Raw genomic sequence first — 11,729 nt, forward strand, 5'->3', positions numbered from 1 at the left:
ATGGCAAATAACAACTTTGACATAAACACAAATGAGGCCTTTGAGGGCTCAGACAAGGTTAAAGACCAACTGGTATCAGAAATTGATATCATAAGAGAAGCCATGGTCATGGTCAATATGTTTATAGGAGAGCCATTTAAACTGGGAGCTGCTTTACTTCAAGAAATAGAAGCCAATAAAACTACAAAAAAAACAAATGAATAAATTACCTAACATTAAGGATATCCTAATAAGTACCTTTCAAAATCTAATCACACAATTTGGAGAGTTTACCTCCAATTTCATTGGTGCTGTCGTTATACTTTTAATAGGTTGGCTTACGGCCAAAATAGCTAGTACTGTTCTTAAAAACATAATCTCAAAAATTGGTCTTGATAAGCTTGGAGAGAAAATAAACAACATAGACGCAATTAAGAAATTTGACCTCAATATTAAATTGAGTAAGGTTGTATCAAAGATTGTATACTTCTTCATACTTATCGTTTTTCTAATTCAAGCCGCTCAAACATTAGGCGTTCCGGCCATCTCTAACATGTTTGCAATGGTGGTAGAATATATACCAAAAGTTATCTCCGCTACCATCATGATATTTGCTGGTCTATTACTGGCAGATGCTGTAAAATCTTTTGTGGTAGGTCTATGCGAATCTTTCAATATAGCCTCAGGAAAACTAATAGGAACGGGTGTCTTTTTCTTCCTATTGGTGATAACCATTATAGCGGCTTTAGGCCAAGCTGGCATAAACACTGCTCTTTTAGAAAGTAGTTTCAATATATTAATAGCTGGCATTATCCTTTCGTTTTCAATAGGTTACGGCTTTGCTTCTAAAGAAATATTGCTTAATATTATAAGTTCCTTCTACTCAAAGAACAAGTATGCTGCTGGAGAAATCATTGAGATTGACGGTATAAAAGGAGAGATATTAAAAGTTGATAACACAACAATAACGATTCAAAATGGCGAAGCAAAAACCGTTTTCCCATTAAGAGTTTTACAATCGGAAAAAGTAACAATACACAAACAATAAACAAACCCCTTATTTAATTAAGATGAAAAAACAAATTTTAGCTTTAGTCTTCTTTTCATTAATGGCTGTTGGTGCATCTGCACAAGAAATAGTTATGAATAATTTAGAAGATTCATTACGCGTAGGTTGGTGGGACAGAAACACTCAGGTGGCCGTTAACTTTTCTCAAGCCTCTTTTAATAACAACTGGCAAGGCGGTGGAGTGAATAATTTTGCAATCGGCCTATTATTCAACAACCTTGCGGTCAAGCATAAAGGAAAAGGAGTGTGGACAAATGACATTCAATTCCAATATGGCTTCTTAAAAAACAAAGGAATTGATTTAAGAAAAAGTGTTGATAGGCTTTTTGCGGAAAGTAAATATGCCAGTAGCATTTCTCCAAAATTAAACTGGTTTGCAGGTGTAAACCTTCTTTCTCAGCTTGGCGGCGGGTATGAATTTGATGAGAATGGTGTTAGAGGTAATATGATTTCAAACTTTTTCGCACCTGCTTTTTTATCAGAAGGCATTGGCCTGGAATGGGTTCCTAAGCCATACTTTACGGTACAGTTAGGTGGTGCTACAGTAAGACAAACACTTGTTTTCAATGATGAAGTATTTGAAAATAAAGCTATAGAAGTAGAAGCTAAAAATGGAGAGATTATTAGAAGGGCTTATGGAGTGGATGAAGGTAAAAACATTCTTAATGAACTAGGCGTACAAGCCGTAGCTTCATTTGATAAAAACCTTACAGAAAACTTTAATCTTAAGTGGAGGTATCAAGCATTTGTAGCATACGCTCCCGAAACTAAGCCTATTGACCATAACATTAATTTAATTGCTACTTCAAAAATTGGTAAATATTTTAATGTAAACTTTTCTTTAATAGGTATTTACGACGAAGACCAAGTAAAGAAATTCCAACTTAGCCAAGGCCTTTCAGCTGGCTTTTCACTTGCCCTTTAATTTTTTTCAAACATAAATCTTTTAACAAAATGCTTAAAGAATTCAAAAATTTCATAATGACAGGAAATGTCATTGACCTTGCAGTTGCAGTAATTTTAGCCGGAGCCATTGGCCTTGTAGTTAGTGGTTTTGTAGGAAACATCATGATGCCAATAGTTGGTCATTTTGCTGGTGGACTTGACTTCGCTGACCTAAAAGTCGTTTTAGACCCAGCTATTATGGCTGAAGATGGGACTGTAGCAACTCCTGAAAATGCAATCAAATATGGTGTATGGATTAATAGCATTATTAATCTTATCACAGTAGGTATTGTTCTTTTTATGATTGTTAAGGCTTACAATAAAACAAAAGAGCCAGTAGCTGCTCCAGCTCCAGCAGGACCATCTGAATTAGATATCCTAAAAGAAATCAGAGACTCTCTTAAAAAGTAATTTTTCAGAGAACATATAGAACCAAAAAGGGAGGAACGAGACGTTTCTCCCTTTTTATCTTTTGACCCAAATTAAAAACTCAGATTATCTTTTGCGAAGCGTTTTTTAAACGTAAATTTGAACAACAAAGGTCTAATTACTAACTCTAATTAGATTAATATCAAGCTTTTCTAATAAAACATGTAATGAATAGGTTCAAACTGAAGGACCATCTGCAAGGCGACATGCAGATTTGGGTCATCACTATCTTTCTGTCTCTTTTTGGTATTGCTGCGGTATATAGCTCTATATCAGCTTTGGTTTATAGAACTTCGGCCACGCCAGAAATGGTCATTTTTAAGCATGCCTTCTTTGTAGCTATCGGTTTTTTTGTGACCTACTTCATACATCGCTTTGACTTTATCAATTTAGCTCCTTTGGCCAAAATTCTTCTTTGGCTAACCCCATTGATTCTTATTTACACCCTCTCTTCAGGAAGAGAAGTGGGTGGTGCCAAAAGATGGATTTCTGTTTTTGGTTGGACTTTCCAAACTTCAGATTTGGTACGTCTAGTACTTATCACCAATCTTTCTGCCATGTTGGCAAGAAAGCAAAATACTTTAGACAACTTCAAACACCTTTGGCCTATCATTATTTGGTGTGGTGTACTATGTGGTTTATTAGCTATTTCTAGTTTCTCCACATCGGTTATTCTGGGGCTGACTTGCCTCATGATTATGATCATAGGTCGTATTCCTAGAAAATACATTCTCTGGCTTACAGGCTCGGTATTCATGGGTTTAATACTTGCTTTTGGAGCAGGCTGGATTTCTAAGGTAGTTTTTGACAAAGATTTTGGAAGAACCCAAACAGTTATTGATCGAGTAGAAGCCTTCACAAATTCAGATTTAGATGGCAATAGTCTAATTGGCGGTACAGTTGGTAGCAATAGTATCCAACAAGACCAAGCCCTAGCCGCAGTGGCAAGAGGTGGACTCTTTGGTGTAGGACCAGGTAGAAGTGCCATAAAACACGGAATGGCCGAATCTTATTCAGATTTCATTTACGCCATAATTATTGAAGAATATGGCCTCATTGGTGGCATATTCATTCTAGGTCTTTATCTATGGCTTTTAGCACGAGGCTTTAAAAACATTGAAAACACCACCAATGCCTTTGGAGGTTTGTTAAGTATTGGTTTAACCTTAAGTATCGTATTTCAGGCATTGACCCATATGTTTATAAACGTTGGCCTTGGTCCCGTTACCGGTCAAACATTACCATTGATTAGTAAAGGAGGAACTTCTATCCTATTTACCTCCATTGCACTTGGGATAGTATTAAGTGTATCAAAAAATCATGAGGCTAAAGCCGCAAACAAATTAAGATGAGTAAACCTTACAAAATAATAATCAGTGGAGGTGGTACTGGAGGGCACATATACCCTGCCATTGCTATCGCTAATGAATTAAAGTCAAGGTCTGCCGATATTGAAATCTTATTTGTTGGAGCTGAAGGCAAAATGGAAATGGAAAAAGTGCCTAAAGCTGGATTTAAAATTATTGGGCTACCAATAGCGGGAATTAACCGTTCCAATATGATAGCTAACTTAAAGTTTCCATTTAAGCTTATCAATAGCCTTAGACTCGCTTATAAAACAATAAGCAGGTTTAAACCGGATGCCGCAATAGGCGTGGGTGGCTATGCCAGTGGACCAACTCTTTTAATGGCAAACTTTAAAGGCGTAAAAACCTTGCTTCAAGAGCAAAATTCATACGCAGGAATTACAAATAAATTCTTGTCGAAAAAGGCCTCAAAAATATGTGTGGCCTATCCTAAAATGGAAACTTTTTTCCCTAGTGAAAAAATAGTTTTCACCGGGAATCCAGTAAGAAAAGACATTATTGAAAGTAACAAGACTCTTAAGGAAGCACTCGCCCATTTCGGTTTAGCTGAAGGCAAAAAAACATTATTAATTATTGGCGGTAGCCAAGGTGCCAGAAGTATTAACCAAGCCATAGAAGGAGGCCTCAAAGATTTAACGGAGGCAGGCCTTCAAGTCATTTGGCAAACCGGTAAAAACTTTAAATCAGCATTTCCTACAGATTCTAAGACCTACATTTCAGAATTTATTTATGAAATGGACTTAGCTTATAAAGCAGCAGATATTGTTATCTCTAGAGCCGGAGCTTTATCAGTTTCTGAGCTTTGTCTGACCAATAAGCCGTCAATTTTAGTTCCCTTTCCTAACGCTGCGGAAGACCATCAAACCATGAATGCTTTGAGTTTGGTAAATGAGAATGCTGCTCTATTGGTTAAAGACATTGATGTAAATAAAGAACTCATTAAAACTACTTTGGAATTAGCTTCAAACAGCAATTTGCAAGGTGAGTTAAGTAAAAATATTAAAGCTTTCGCCAAGCCTAAGGCTGCGGAAGATATTGTAAACCAAATTTTAAGCCTAATATAGGAATGAAGATATTTTATTCAGAAAATAACGTGGACTACAGCAGCTATACTTTTTCGTATGCTATTTATGCTATGCGAGAGGGGCAAGAAGATGTTTCACCTATTTATGATAAAGGTTTTCTTCCATATACAGGAAACATAACACTTGAGTCTGAAACTTTCTATTTAGCAAGAAGCTTACGTGTAGACTTGGCAAGATTTGAAGACACTTCTGAAAACAGGAGGATTTGTCGTCAAATAGAACCCCTTGGCGTAAGTGTAGAACTGATAGAGAAAGACAAGTTTGACCTTGAAGAGCCAACTTTCAAAGCCCTTTGCGAAGCATACATTACCGAACGAATTGGTGACTCTAATATGACCCAAGAACGTTGGAATTATATATTGAAAAGCAGTATTGGAACACATATTCTAAAGTTTAAGAATGCTGATAAAACTTTAGGTTACATTCTGGTTAGCCTAACGGATAGCATGTTACACTACTGGTTCTCATTTTTTGACACAGACTATATGAAAAGCCATTCCTTAGGGAAATGGATGATGTGGCGTGCTATTAACTGGTCTAAAGAAAGAGGATTAGATTATGTATACTTAGGCACCGCGTATAAACCTGCAGCTCTTTATAAAATTAGAGATCATAAAGGTTTAGAGTTTTGGGACGGTCAGCATTGGAATCAAGACGTAAAACTCTTAAAAGAATACTGTAAGACCGATTTAGAAGAAAAAACATCAGATAGATTTAAAAATCTAGAGGAACCTAACAACTTCCTAAACCAACTATAACAATGAAACTATCACTAAATAACTTCAAGGAATACGGATTTGCAGGAATCGGCTTGGTGGTATTGCTGTCGCTCATTGCTTTTGTAAATGAGAAATCGAGAGTACAACGATGTCAGGGAATAGACATCAAAATGATTAAGAATAATGACCAGTCTTATATATCTAAAGAAGATGTAAAGAAATACATAACTAAAAACGGTTTAGAACCGCTTGAAGGAAAAGTGCTTTCTGAAATTGACTTAGGAAAACTGGAAGAGCGTATTCAACAAATAGACCAGATAGAGTATTGCGAAGTTTATGGCGACCTTAAAGGAATGCTTCATGTGAAAGTAAAACCTTACATCCCATATGCTAGACTCAGCTCATATATTTCTAAAAATGACCAATACTTAAACGAAAGCGGTCACTTTTTCCCACTTTCTAAATATCACTCCGAAAGAGTTCTCTTACTTTCTGGAGATTATTTTTATAAAAAGAAATCACTTCAAAAACAGGATGACGCTTCCTTAATGGAACTTATAAAAGTCATCAAGACAGACGACTTTTGGGATGCTCAAATATCTCAAATGGATGTCAGCAAAAGTGGACAAATCAAACTTGTCCCAGTTTTAGGAAATCACATTATTGAATTTGGAAAGGCTGAAAACATAGAACAGAAACTTCATAAACTGAAAGTTTTCTATAAACAGGTTATGACAGTAAAAGGCTGGGATAAGTTTTCGAAAGTCAAATTACAATATGCCAACCAACTTGTGTGCGAATAAAAAAAGTGAATCCTAATAATCGAGAAAAATGAAAGAACAAAAAGAACCAATGTATTCCGTAGGACTAGATATCGGAAACTCCAAAATGTGTGCCGTAGCGGGTAAAAGAGATGAGCATGGTAAAATCAGTATTCTGCATTATGCAGAAGAAAGATATGACCCTGACTATGAGTCTATGTCAAAAGGCTTTTCAAAAAACTCACAGAATTTTGAACAAACAGCTAGCAGAGTTTTACAAAAACTAGCTAATAAATCTAGCCTAGATATTGGTTCGGTTAATTGTAATTACTCAAACGAGTTTATTACACTAAAAGGAGAACGTGAAGAATACACCAACTCAGGAAATAAGTTTACAGTAAATGATAACACTTTAGTACAGCTGGTTAAAACTGCCAAGAGTAATTTTAACAAGCGTAACAAAGCAGAGTGCATTCATTCTTTACCTACAGACTTTTTTATAGACGGTGAAAAAATAAATAAATACCCAGAAGGTGCTACAGGAAATAAATTGACCTGCAACTTCAACTTTGTGGTATCACCAGTTGAAAAAGTCAACAACTTTTTAGAAAGTACCAACGAACTCTCTTATGGTTTTTTAGAAAGCAGCAGGAAAGGACCAAGCCCAGTAGCCGTAGACCAATTGATTTATACGCCCGTAGCTGATGCTGCAGCGGCACTTTCTATTGAAGATAAGCAAAACGGAATTTTACTTATTAACCTAGGTTCTCAACTGACCGAAGTTACAGTTTATAAAGATTTCGGTTTAAGACATACCGCCGTTTTAGGAATTGGTTCTTTAGCTATTTTGAAAGATTTATCTCAAGCATTTAATATCACAGAAGCCCAAGCAGAAGAGGTATTAAGAGCCAGTTCAGATAAGAGTAGCAAAGAAATTGAAATAAACGAAGTACTGGAGCTTGAGGGAAAAGATGGCCTTCCTACTAAACAGTTATTGCAAAGGTCTGTGGCTATTGTGATAGAAAGCCGATTAAAAGAAATAGTAGGTCTAATAGCCTCAAATGTTATTGAAAGCAATTATGCCAGGGTTCTAGGAAATGGTGTCATAGTTTCTGGAGCTGTTGCAAGGTTAGGTTTGGTTAAAAAGATATTTCAAAACTCTTTTTCTCCTTTGACCGTTAGGGTCGCTGATTCTGTAAGAAACATTGACAATAATACCTTCTTTGAGCTTTCTCACCCAAAGTATAGTACTGCAGTTGGTTTAATGTTATCAACGCTGAAACCAGCAGACGACAGATTACCAATGACTAACGTGTTGAAAGAGAAAAGAAAAAAGACTATCTTTTCATTTAAAAACAATCCTATCTCTTCCTTTCTTGAAAGGTTGGAGGATCCTGAATTAAGACAAACTTATAACTAGTAGCCTTCACTTTAAATTAGAAATTATGTTATACCCTCAAGACTATGGACTAGATTTCCAATCTGACATGCCTAATATTATTACAGTAATAGGTGTAGGTGGTGCAGGTGGAAATGCTGTTAAAACGCTTTTCAAAATGGGCATCAAGGATGTCAATATTGTAGCGGCAAACACAGACCTGCAAGTTCTAAAAAACTTGCCAAAAGAGATTACGAGACTCCAGCTTGGGGCTGAACTAACAAAAGGACTAGGTGCAGGTGCAATTCCTAAAGTTGGAGAACAAGCCGCACTTGAAAGCGAAGATTCTATTCATCAGCTTTTTAATGAGCCTACAGAAATGGTTTTCATTACAGCTGGTATGGGTGGCGGAACTGGTACAGGTGCCGCTCCTGTAATAGCCAGAATAGCTCAAGAAAAAAACATGCTGACAGTAGGTGTGGTTACCGATCCATTTAGCTGGGAAGGCACGGAAAAAATTGAGCAGGCTTTAGAGGGAATTGAAAAAATGAAAACCTATTGCGACACTGTGTTAATTGTCAAAAATGATAGGTTGGAAAACCTATTTCATGACATGGATATTCAAGAGGCCTTTGAAAGAGCTGATGGGATACTAGCGAATGGCGTTAAGAGCATTGCCGAATTGATAACAAGACCAGGTATTATTAATCTTGATTACGCGGATGTTAAAACAGTGCTTAAAAACGCCGGACAAGCCGTTATGGGCTCTGCAGAAGCTTCTGGTGTAGATAGAGCTAAAATAGCCGTAGAAGAGGCCTTAAAGTCGCCGCTACTGCATAGCAATAACATTAAAGGTTCTAAAAGATTATTGGTTTCTATTTGTTACTCTGACGAAAAGCCAGAATACAAAATCAAAATGAGTGACCAAGCTATGATTATGCGTTTCATTGAAAATGAAATCAAAACCAAGGCTAAAATAGTTAAGCACGGATATTCAATTGACCGTAGTTTAGAAGACCGCATCAGAGTAACTATAGTAGCAGCTGGAATTACTGATTTTAACACCGTTCCTGAAACTAAGAAAGAGGACGAAAGTGACAACAACGAATCAAACCACAGTGATAGCCCTTTCTCTACCTTTGGCATGCCTGGAATTGCAAGTCAAAAGAGTAAAAAGAAGAACCCGATTCCTGAGAATCAGGTAGGTTTATTTGAAGCAGAAGAAAAATTAAGAGAGAGCGTAACCAGCTTTGCCAAAAACGATGATGTCAAAGAAGACATTGAAAATACTCCTGCGTATTTAAGGTTTGGACTAGAACTAGTAGAAGTAGATGATATTCCTGAAGAAAATAGGCTTATCAATAAGATTTAAACTAGTTGTATATTTTCTTTATTGAATTAGTAAGAGAGAGCTTTTCCGAAAGCTCTTTTTTACTTGCTCTAAACCAGAAAAAAGCGACACCACCAACTAGCAAATAAGGTGTCAAAAGTAAATACAGAATCCCAAAGTTAAGGCCTGTACCTATTACTCCTCTACCTTCGCTCAAGTTACTACCCACCGTAGCTCTACACATGGCACACTGTGCCATACTAACGTTAGAAACTAACATTACCGCTAGTAAAACAAACCCGACTTTAAATAAGAAACTTCTCTTAAGCATAATATGGTGATATCATTAAATAGGCTATTACTCCTGTTATAGAAACGTACAACCAGATAGGATATGCAAATTTAACCAGTTTTATGTGTCTTTGAAAGTCTTGAACCCATGCAAAATAAAAGGCTCTTAAAACCAATGGAAGTACCACCAACGACAAGACTATATGACTAATTAAAATAAAGTAATAAAAATATTTTACAGCTCCTTCCCCACCAAAACTAGTAGAAGGGTTAGTCAAATGATAAAGCACATAACACACTAAAAACAGTCCGCCTAAAGAAAATGCTGACGTCATAACTAACCTGTGAGCCATCTGCTTCTTTTGTTTTATTAATACCAAGCCAGTTATCAATAAAACCGACGTAAGGCTATTTATACCAGCATTAACATGCGGCAATGCTCTGGTCCACTCACCTAAATAAGGTTTTGACCTAATCCCTAACAAAACAGCCACTACAACCGGTACAACTACCGATATGATATTGATTGTTCTCAGTGAGTATTCCTTTTTCATTGATTAATATCTTTTAGCACTTTAATCTCCAGTTTCAATCTGTCTATCTCTAACAAATCAGTAGCATCATAAATTCCACGAATAAAGTTATTCTGATCTAATAAGAGAGCTCTTTCTGAATGAATGAATGCCTTATCTACATCTAGATTACCCAATGAATCTAAACCGGAATAATCTGCAACTGGTAATTTAAACTCATTAATGGCAAGTGAGTAGATATACTCTTTTTCTCCAGTTAACAATTTCCATTGTTTAAACTCAGGACTAAACTCAGAGGCGTACGCTAAAAGTACCTCTGGAGTATCAAACTCAGGGTCTATTGTAATACTTAAGAAATTGACACTACTGTCAGTTTTGAAAGTTCCCTGTACCCTGCCCAAGTTTTCATTCATCATAGGGCAAATAGTACCGCAACGACTAAAGAAAAAGCTAACCACTTTGATTCCGTCACCTAGCTCAAACAAACCTTGGGGCTCACCAAATTGATTGGTTAAAGTAAAATCATCAATAGTATTAAAAACAGTATCTCCTTCAGTAATTAGAACATGACCAGACTCATCTAAAACCGGAAAATATTTAGGTAAGCTAAACTGATTATCGCCAAATGTTTTAAGGAATACAAAAAACAAAGCCGGAATTACTAATAATACAATTAGTATTCCGGCCTTAAAATAACCTTTATTCATCTTATTTAAGCGAACCTATGTAGCCACCCTCAAAGTATACAAGAGCTAAGATAAACCATAAGACAAAAATCACAGGTAATACCACTGTCCAGATTAAGGCTTTGACCTCATGCTTTAAGTGCATAAATGTACCTACTATGTAAAACGATTTTACAAATGTTAGAATAATGAAAAGTGATATTTTCAACCATTTCCCAAAATCACTGTCTGAGCTGATTTGAAATGCAATCACAAATTCAACCGCCGTAATTATTAGCAGAATCCAAAAAACCTTCCAAAGTTCCTTTGTTTGTGGTTTTTGCTTTTCTGCATCTATATTTTCTATATGTTCTGCCATCTTTTAATATGCTTTAATAATGTGATCAAACTAGGTAAAAGAAAGTAAATACAAACACCCAAACAAGGTCTACAAAGTGCCAGTAAAGACCAACTTTCTCCACCATTTCATAGTGTCCTCTTTTTTGATAAACACCATTTGAGGCATTATAAAAAATGAGAATATTAAGTATTACTCCGGAGAGTACGTGAGTTCCGTGAAAACCTGTTATAAAGAAGAAAAAGTCTGCAAACGCTGTAGGACCATACTCGTTCTGAATAAGGTTAGCTCCTCCTGCACCTGTTCCGTGTATAAAGTGAGACCATTCCCAAGCTTGAGAGCCTAAGAAAGTAATACCACCTAAAATTGTCCAAAGCATCCATTTTTCTACATCAGCCTTATCCATCCTATGTCCAGCCTCTACTGCCAAAACCATAGTAACAGAACTAAATATCAAAATGAAGGTCATGATTCCTACAAATACCAATGGCAAACTTAAGCCATGTAAAAAAGGTACAGCCTCAAAAACCTTTTCAGGAGTAGGCCACCATTCTGTAGACGGAACAAAATCCGCAATGGATTGACCTGGATTAAGATCCTTAAAAGTAGGATAACTAAATCTTACTAATCCATAAGAAATCAATAAAGCAGAAAAAGTAAATGTATCTGACAAAAGGAAAATCCACATCATCAGTTTACCGTATCCAACTCTCATTGGTTGTACACCACCCTTCCAAAGAAGGTTTTCTGGCGTAGAAGAAGCATGACTTGACATAAAACGCTTTTAATTTTTTCTATTATACCGCGGCAAATTTAATCA

At 36.3% G+C, this 11,729-nt stretch carries 15 protein-coding genes; 10 read left to right on the forward strand and 5 right to left on the reverse strand.

Annotation, left to right across the window (positions count from 1 at the left end; translation table 11 throughout):
- From AC0L6O_RS21310 to ftsZ, 10 genes are all read left to right on the forward strand, one after another.
- Positions 1-204, forward strand: coding sequence for a hypothetical protein (locus AC0L6O_RS21310; RefSeq protein WP_473305216.1), 204 nt, complete (start codon positions 1-3; stop codon positions 202-204).
- The gene (locus AC0L6O_RS21315) at positions 197-1,027 is read left to right on the forward strand and encodes a mechanosensitive ion channel family protein (RefSeq protein ID WP_473305218.1); all 831 of its coding nucleotides are present in this window, start codon (positions 197-199) and stop codon (positions 1,025-1,027) included. Before AC0L6O_RS21310 ends, AC0L6O_RS21315 begins: the two co-directional genes overlap by 8 nt.
- A gap of 22 nt (positions 1,028-1,049) precedes the next feature.
- Complete coding sequence (locus tag AC0L6O_RS21320; RefSeq protein ID WP_473305219.1) at positions 1,050-1,973, forward strand: DUF3078 domain-containing protein; 924 nt, start codon at positions 1,050-1,052, stop codon at positions 1,971-1,973.
- Between the two features lie 29 nt (positions 1,974-2,002).
- Complete coding sequence (gene mscL / locus AC0L6O_RS21325) at positions 2,003-2,404, forward strand: large conductance mechanosensitive channel protein MscL (RefSeq protein ID WP_473305221.1); 402 nt, start codon at positions 2,003-2,005, stop codon at positions 2,402-2,404.
- A 185-nt stretch (positions 2,405-2,589) separates the two neighbouring features.
- Positions 2,590-3,774, forward strand: a complete 1,185-nt coding sequence (locus tag AC0L6O_RS21330) for an FtsW/RodA/SpoVE family cell cycle protein (RefSeq protein ID WP_473305222.1) — start codon at positions 2,590-2,592, stop codon at positions 3,772-3,774.
- Positions 3,771-4,853 carry an undecaprenyldiphospho-muramoylpentapeptide beta-N-acetylglucosaminyltransferase gene (gene murG / locus AC0L6O_RS21335; RefSeq protein ID WP_473305224.1) on the forward strand — a complete coding sequence of 361 codons (1,083 nt, stop codon included), beginning with the start codon at positions 3,771-3,773 and terminating at the stop codon, positions 4,851-4,853. Before AC0L6O_RS21330 ends, murG begins: the two co-directional genes overlap by 4 nt.
- 2 nt (positions 4,854-4,855) lie before the next feature.
- Entirely contained in the window at positions 4,856-5,632 is a 777-nt protein-coding gene (locus AC0L6O_RS21340; protein WP_473305226.1) for a GNAT family N-acetyltransferase, read from the forward strand.
- 2 nt (positions 5,633-5,634) lie between these two features.
- The gene (locus tag AC0L6O_RS21345; protein WP_473305227.1) at positions 5,635-6,396 is read left to right on the forward strand and encodes a cell division protein FtsQ/DivIB; all 762 of its coding nucleotides are present in this window, start codon (positions 5,635-5,637) and stop codon (positions 6,394-6,396) included.
- Between the two features lie 28 nt (positions 6,397-6,424).
- Complete coding sequence (locus AC0L6O_RS21350; RefSeq protein ID WP_473305228.1) at positions 6,425-7,774, forward strand: cell division protein FtsA; 1,350 nt, start codon at positions 6,425-6,427, stop codon at positions 7,772-7,774.
- Between the two features lie 25 nt (positions 7,775-7,799).
- A complete protein-coding gene (gene ftsZ, locus AC0L6O_RS21355) occupies positions 7,800-9,104 on the forward strand; it encodes a cell division protein FtsZ (RefSeq protein ID WP_473305230.1) in 1,305 nt (434 codons plus the stop codon).
- A 1-nt stretch (position 9,105) separates the two neighbouring features.
- On the opposite strand, the gene AC0L6O_RS21360 is transcribed toward ftsZ, so the two are convergent.
- Genes AC0L6O_RS21360 through AC0L6O_RS21380 form a run of 5 tightly spaced genes read right to left on the reverse strand, consistent with a single transcriptional unit; the run spans position 9,106 to position 11,684 of the window.
- Complete coding sequence (locus tag AC0L6O_RS21360) at positions 9,106-9,393, reverse strand: hypothetical protein (protein WP_473305231.1); 288 nt, start codon at positions 9,391-9,393, stop codon at positions 9,106-9,108.
- Positions 9,386-9,907 (reverse strand): DUF420 domain-containing protein, encoded by a 522-nt coding sequence (locus tag AC0L6O_RS21365; protein WP_473305233.1) that lies wholly within the window; start codon positions 9,905-9,907, stop codon positions 9,386-9,388. Before AC0L6O_RS21365 ends, AC0L6O_RS21360 begins: the two co-directional genes overlap by 8 nt.
- Complete coding sequence (locus AC0L6O_RS21370) at positions 9,904-10,593, reverse strand: SCO family protein (RefSeq protein WP_473305234.1); 690 nt, start codon at positions 10,591-10,593, stop codon at positions 9,904-9,906. Before AC0L6O_RS21370 ends, AC0L6O_RS21365 begins: the two co-directional genes overlap by 4 nt.
- Before the next feature lies 1 nt (position 10,594).
- Positions 10,595-10,930: a cytochrome C oxidase subunit IV family protein gene (locus tag AC0L6O_RS21375; RefSeq protein ID WP_473305236.1), complete on the reverse strand. Its 336-nt coding sequence runs from the start codon at positions 10,928-10,930 to the stop codon at positions 10,595-10,597.
- Positions 10,931-10,955: 25 nt separating this feature from the next.
- Positions 10,956-11,684: a cytochrome c oxidase subunit 3 gene (locus AC0L6O_RS21380; RefSeq protein WP_473305238.1), complete on the reverse strand. Its 729-nt coding sequence runs from the start codon at positions 11,682-11,684 to the stop codon at positions 10,956-10,958.
- Positions 11,685-11,729 lie beyond the last annotated feature (45 nt).

This window comes from Arcticibacterium sp. GJ41-1 (assembly GCF_055808875.1).

Bases quoted from the DNA above. Each gene is read 5' to 3' on its own strand.
- AC0L6O_RS21340 (WP_473305226.1), top strand. From the start codon at position 4,856: ATGAAGATATTTTATTCAGAAAATAACGTGGACTACAGCAGCTATACT.
- mscL (WP_473305221.1), top strand. From the start codon at position 2,003: ATGCTTAAAGAATTCAAAAATTTCATAATGACAGGAAATGTCATTGAC.
- AC0L6O_RS21360 (WP_473305231.1), bottom strand. From the start codon at position 9,393: ATGCTTAAGAGAAGTTTCTTATTTAAAGTCGGGTTTGTTTTACTAGCG.
- AC0L6O_RS21310 (WP_473305216.1), top strand. From the start codon at position 1: ATGGCAAATAACAACTTTGACATAAACACAAATGAGGCCTTTGAGGGC.
- AC0L6O_RS21380 (WP_473305238.1), bottom strand. From the start codon at position 11,684: ATGTCAAGTCATGCTTCTTCTACGCCAGAAAACCTTCTTTGGAAGGGT.
- AC0L6O_RS21315 (WP_473305218.1), top strand. From the start codon at position 197: ATGAATAAATTACCTAACATTAAGGATATCCTAATAAGTACCTTTCAA.
- AC0L6O_RS21345 (WP_473305227.1), top strand. From the start codon at position 5,635: ATGAAACTATCACTAAATAACTTCAAGGAATACGGATTTGCAGGAATC.
- murG (WP_473305224.1), top strand. From the start codon at position 3,771: ATGAGTAAACCTTACAAAATAATAATCAGTGGAGGTGGTACTGGAGGG.
- AC0L6O_RS21320 (WP_473305219.1), top strand. From the start codon at position 1,050: ATGAAAAAACAAATTTTAGCTTTAGTCTTCTTTTCATTAATGGCTGTT.
- AC0L6O_RS21350 (WP_473305228.1), top strand. From the start codon at position 6,425: ATGAAAGAACAAAAAGAACCAATGTATTCCGTAGGACTAGATATCGGA.
- AC0L6O_RS21375 (WP_473305236.1), bottom strand. From the start codon at position 10,930: ATGGCAGAACATATAGAAAATATAGATGCAGAAAAGCAAAAACCACAA.
- AC0L6O_RS21365 (WP_473305233.1), bottom strand. From the start codon at position 9,907: ATGAAAAAGGAATACTCACTGAGAACAATCAATATCATATCGGTAGTT.
- ftsZ (WP_473305230.1), top strand. From the start codon at position 7,800: ATGTTATACCCTCAAGACTATGGACTAGATTTCCAATCTGACATGCCT.
- AC0L6O_RS21370 (WP_473305234.1), bottom strand. From the start codon at position 10,593: ATGAATAAAGGTTATTTTAAGGCCGGAATACTAATTGTATTATTAGTA.
- AC0L6O_RS21330 (WP_473305222.1), top strand. From the start codon at position 2,590: ATGAATAGGTTCAAACTGAAGGACCATCTGCAAGGCGACATGCAGATT.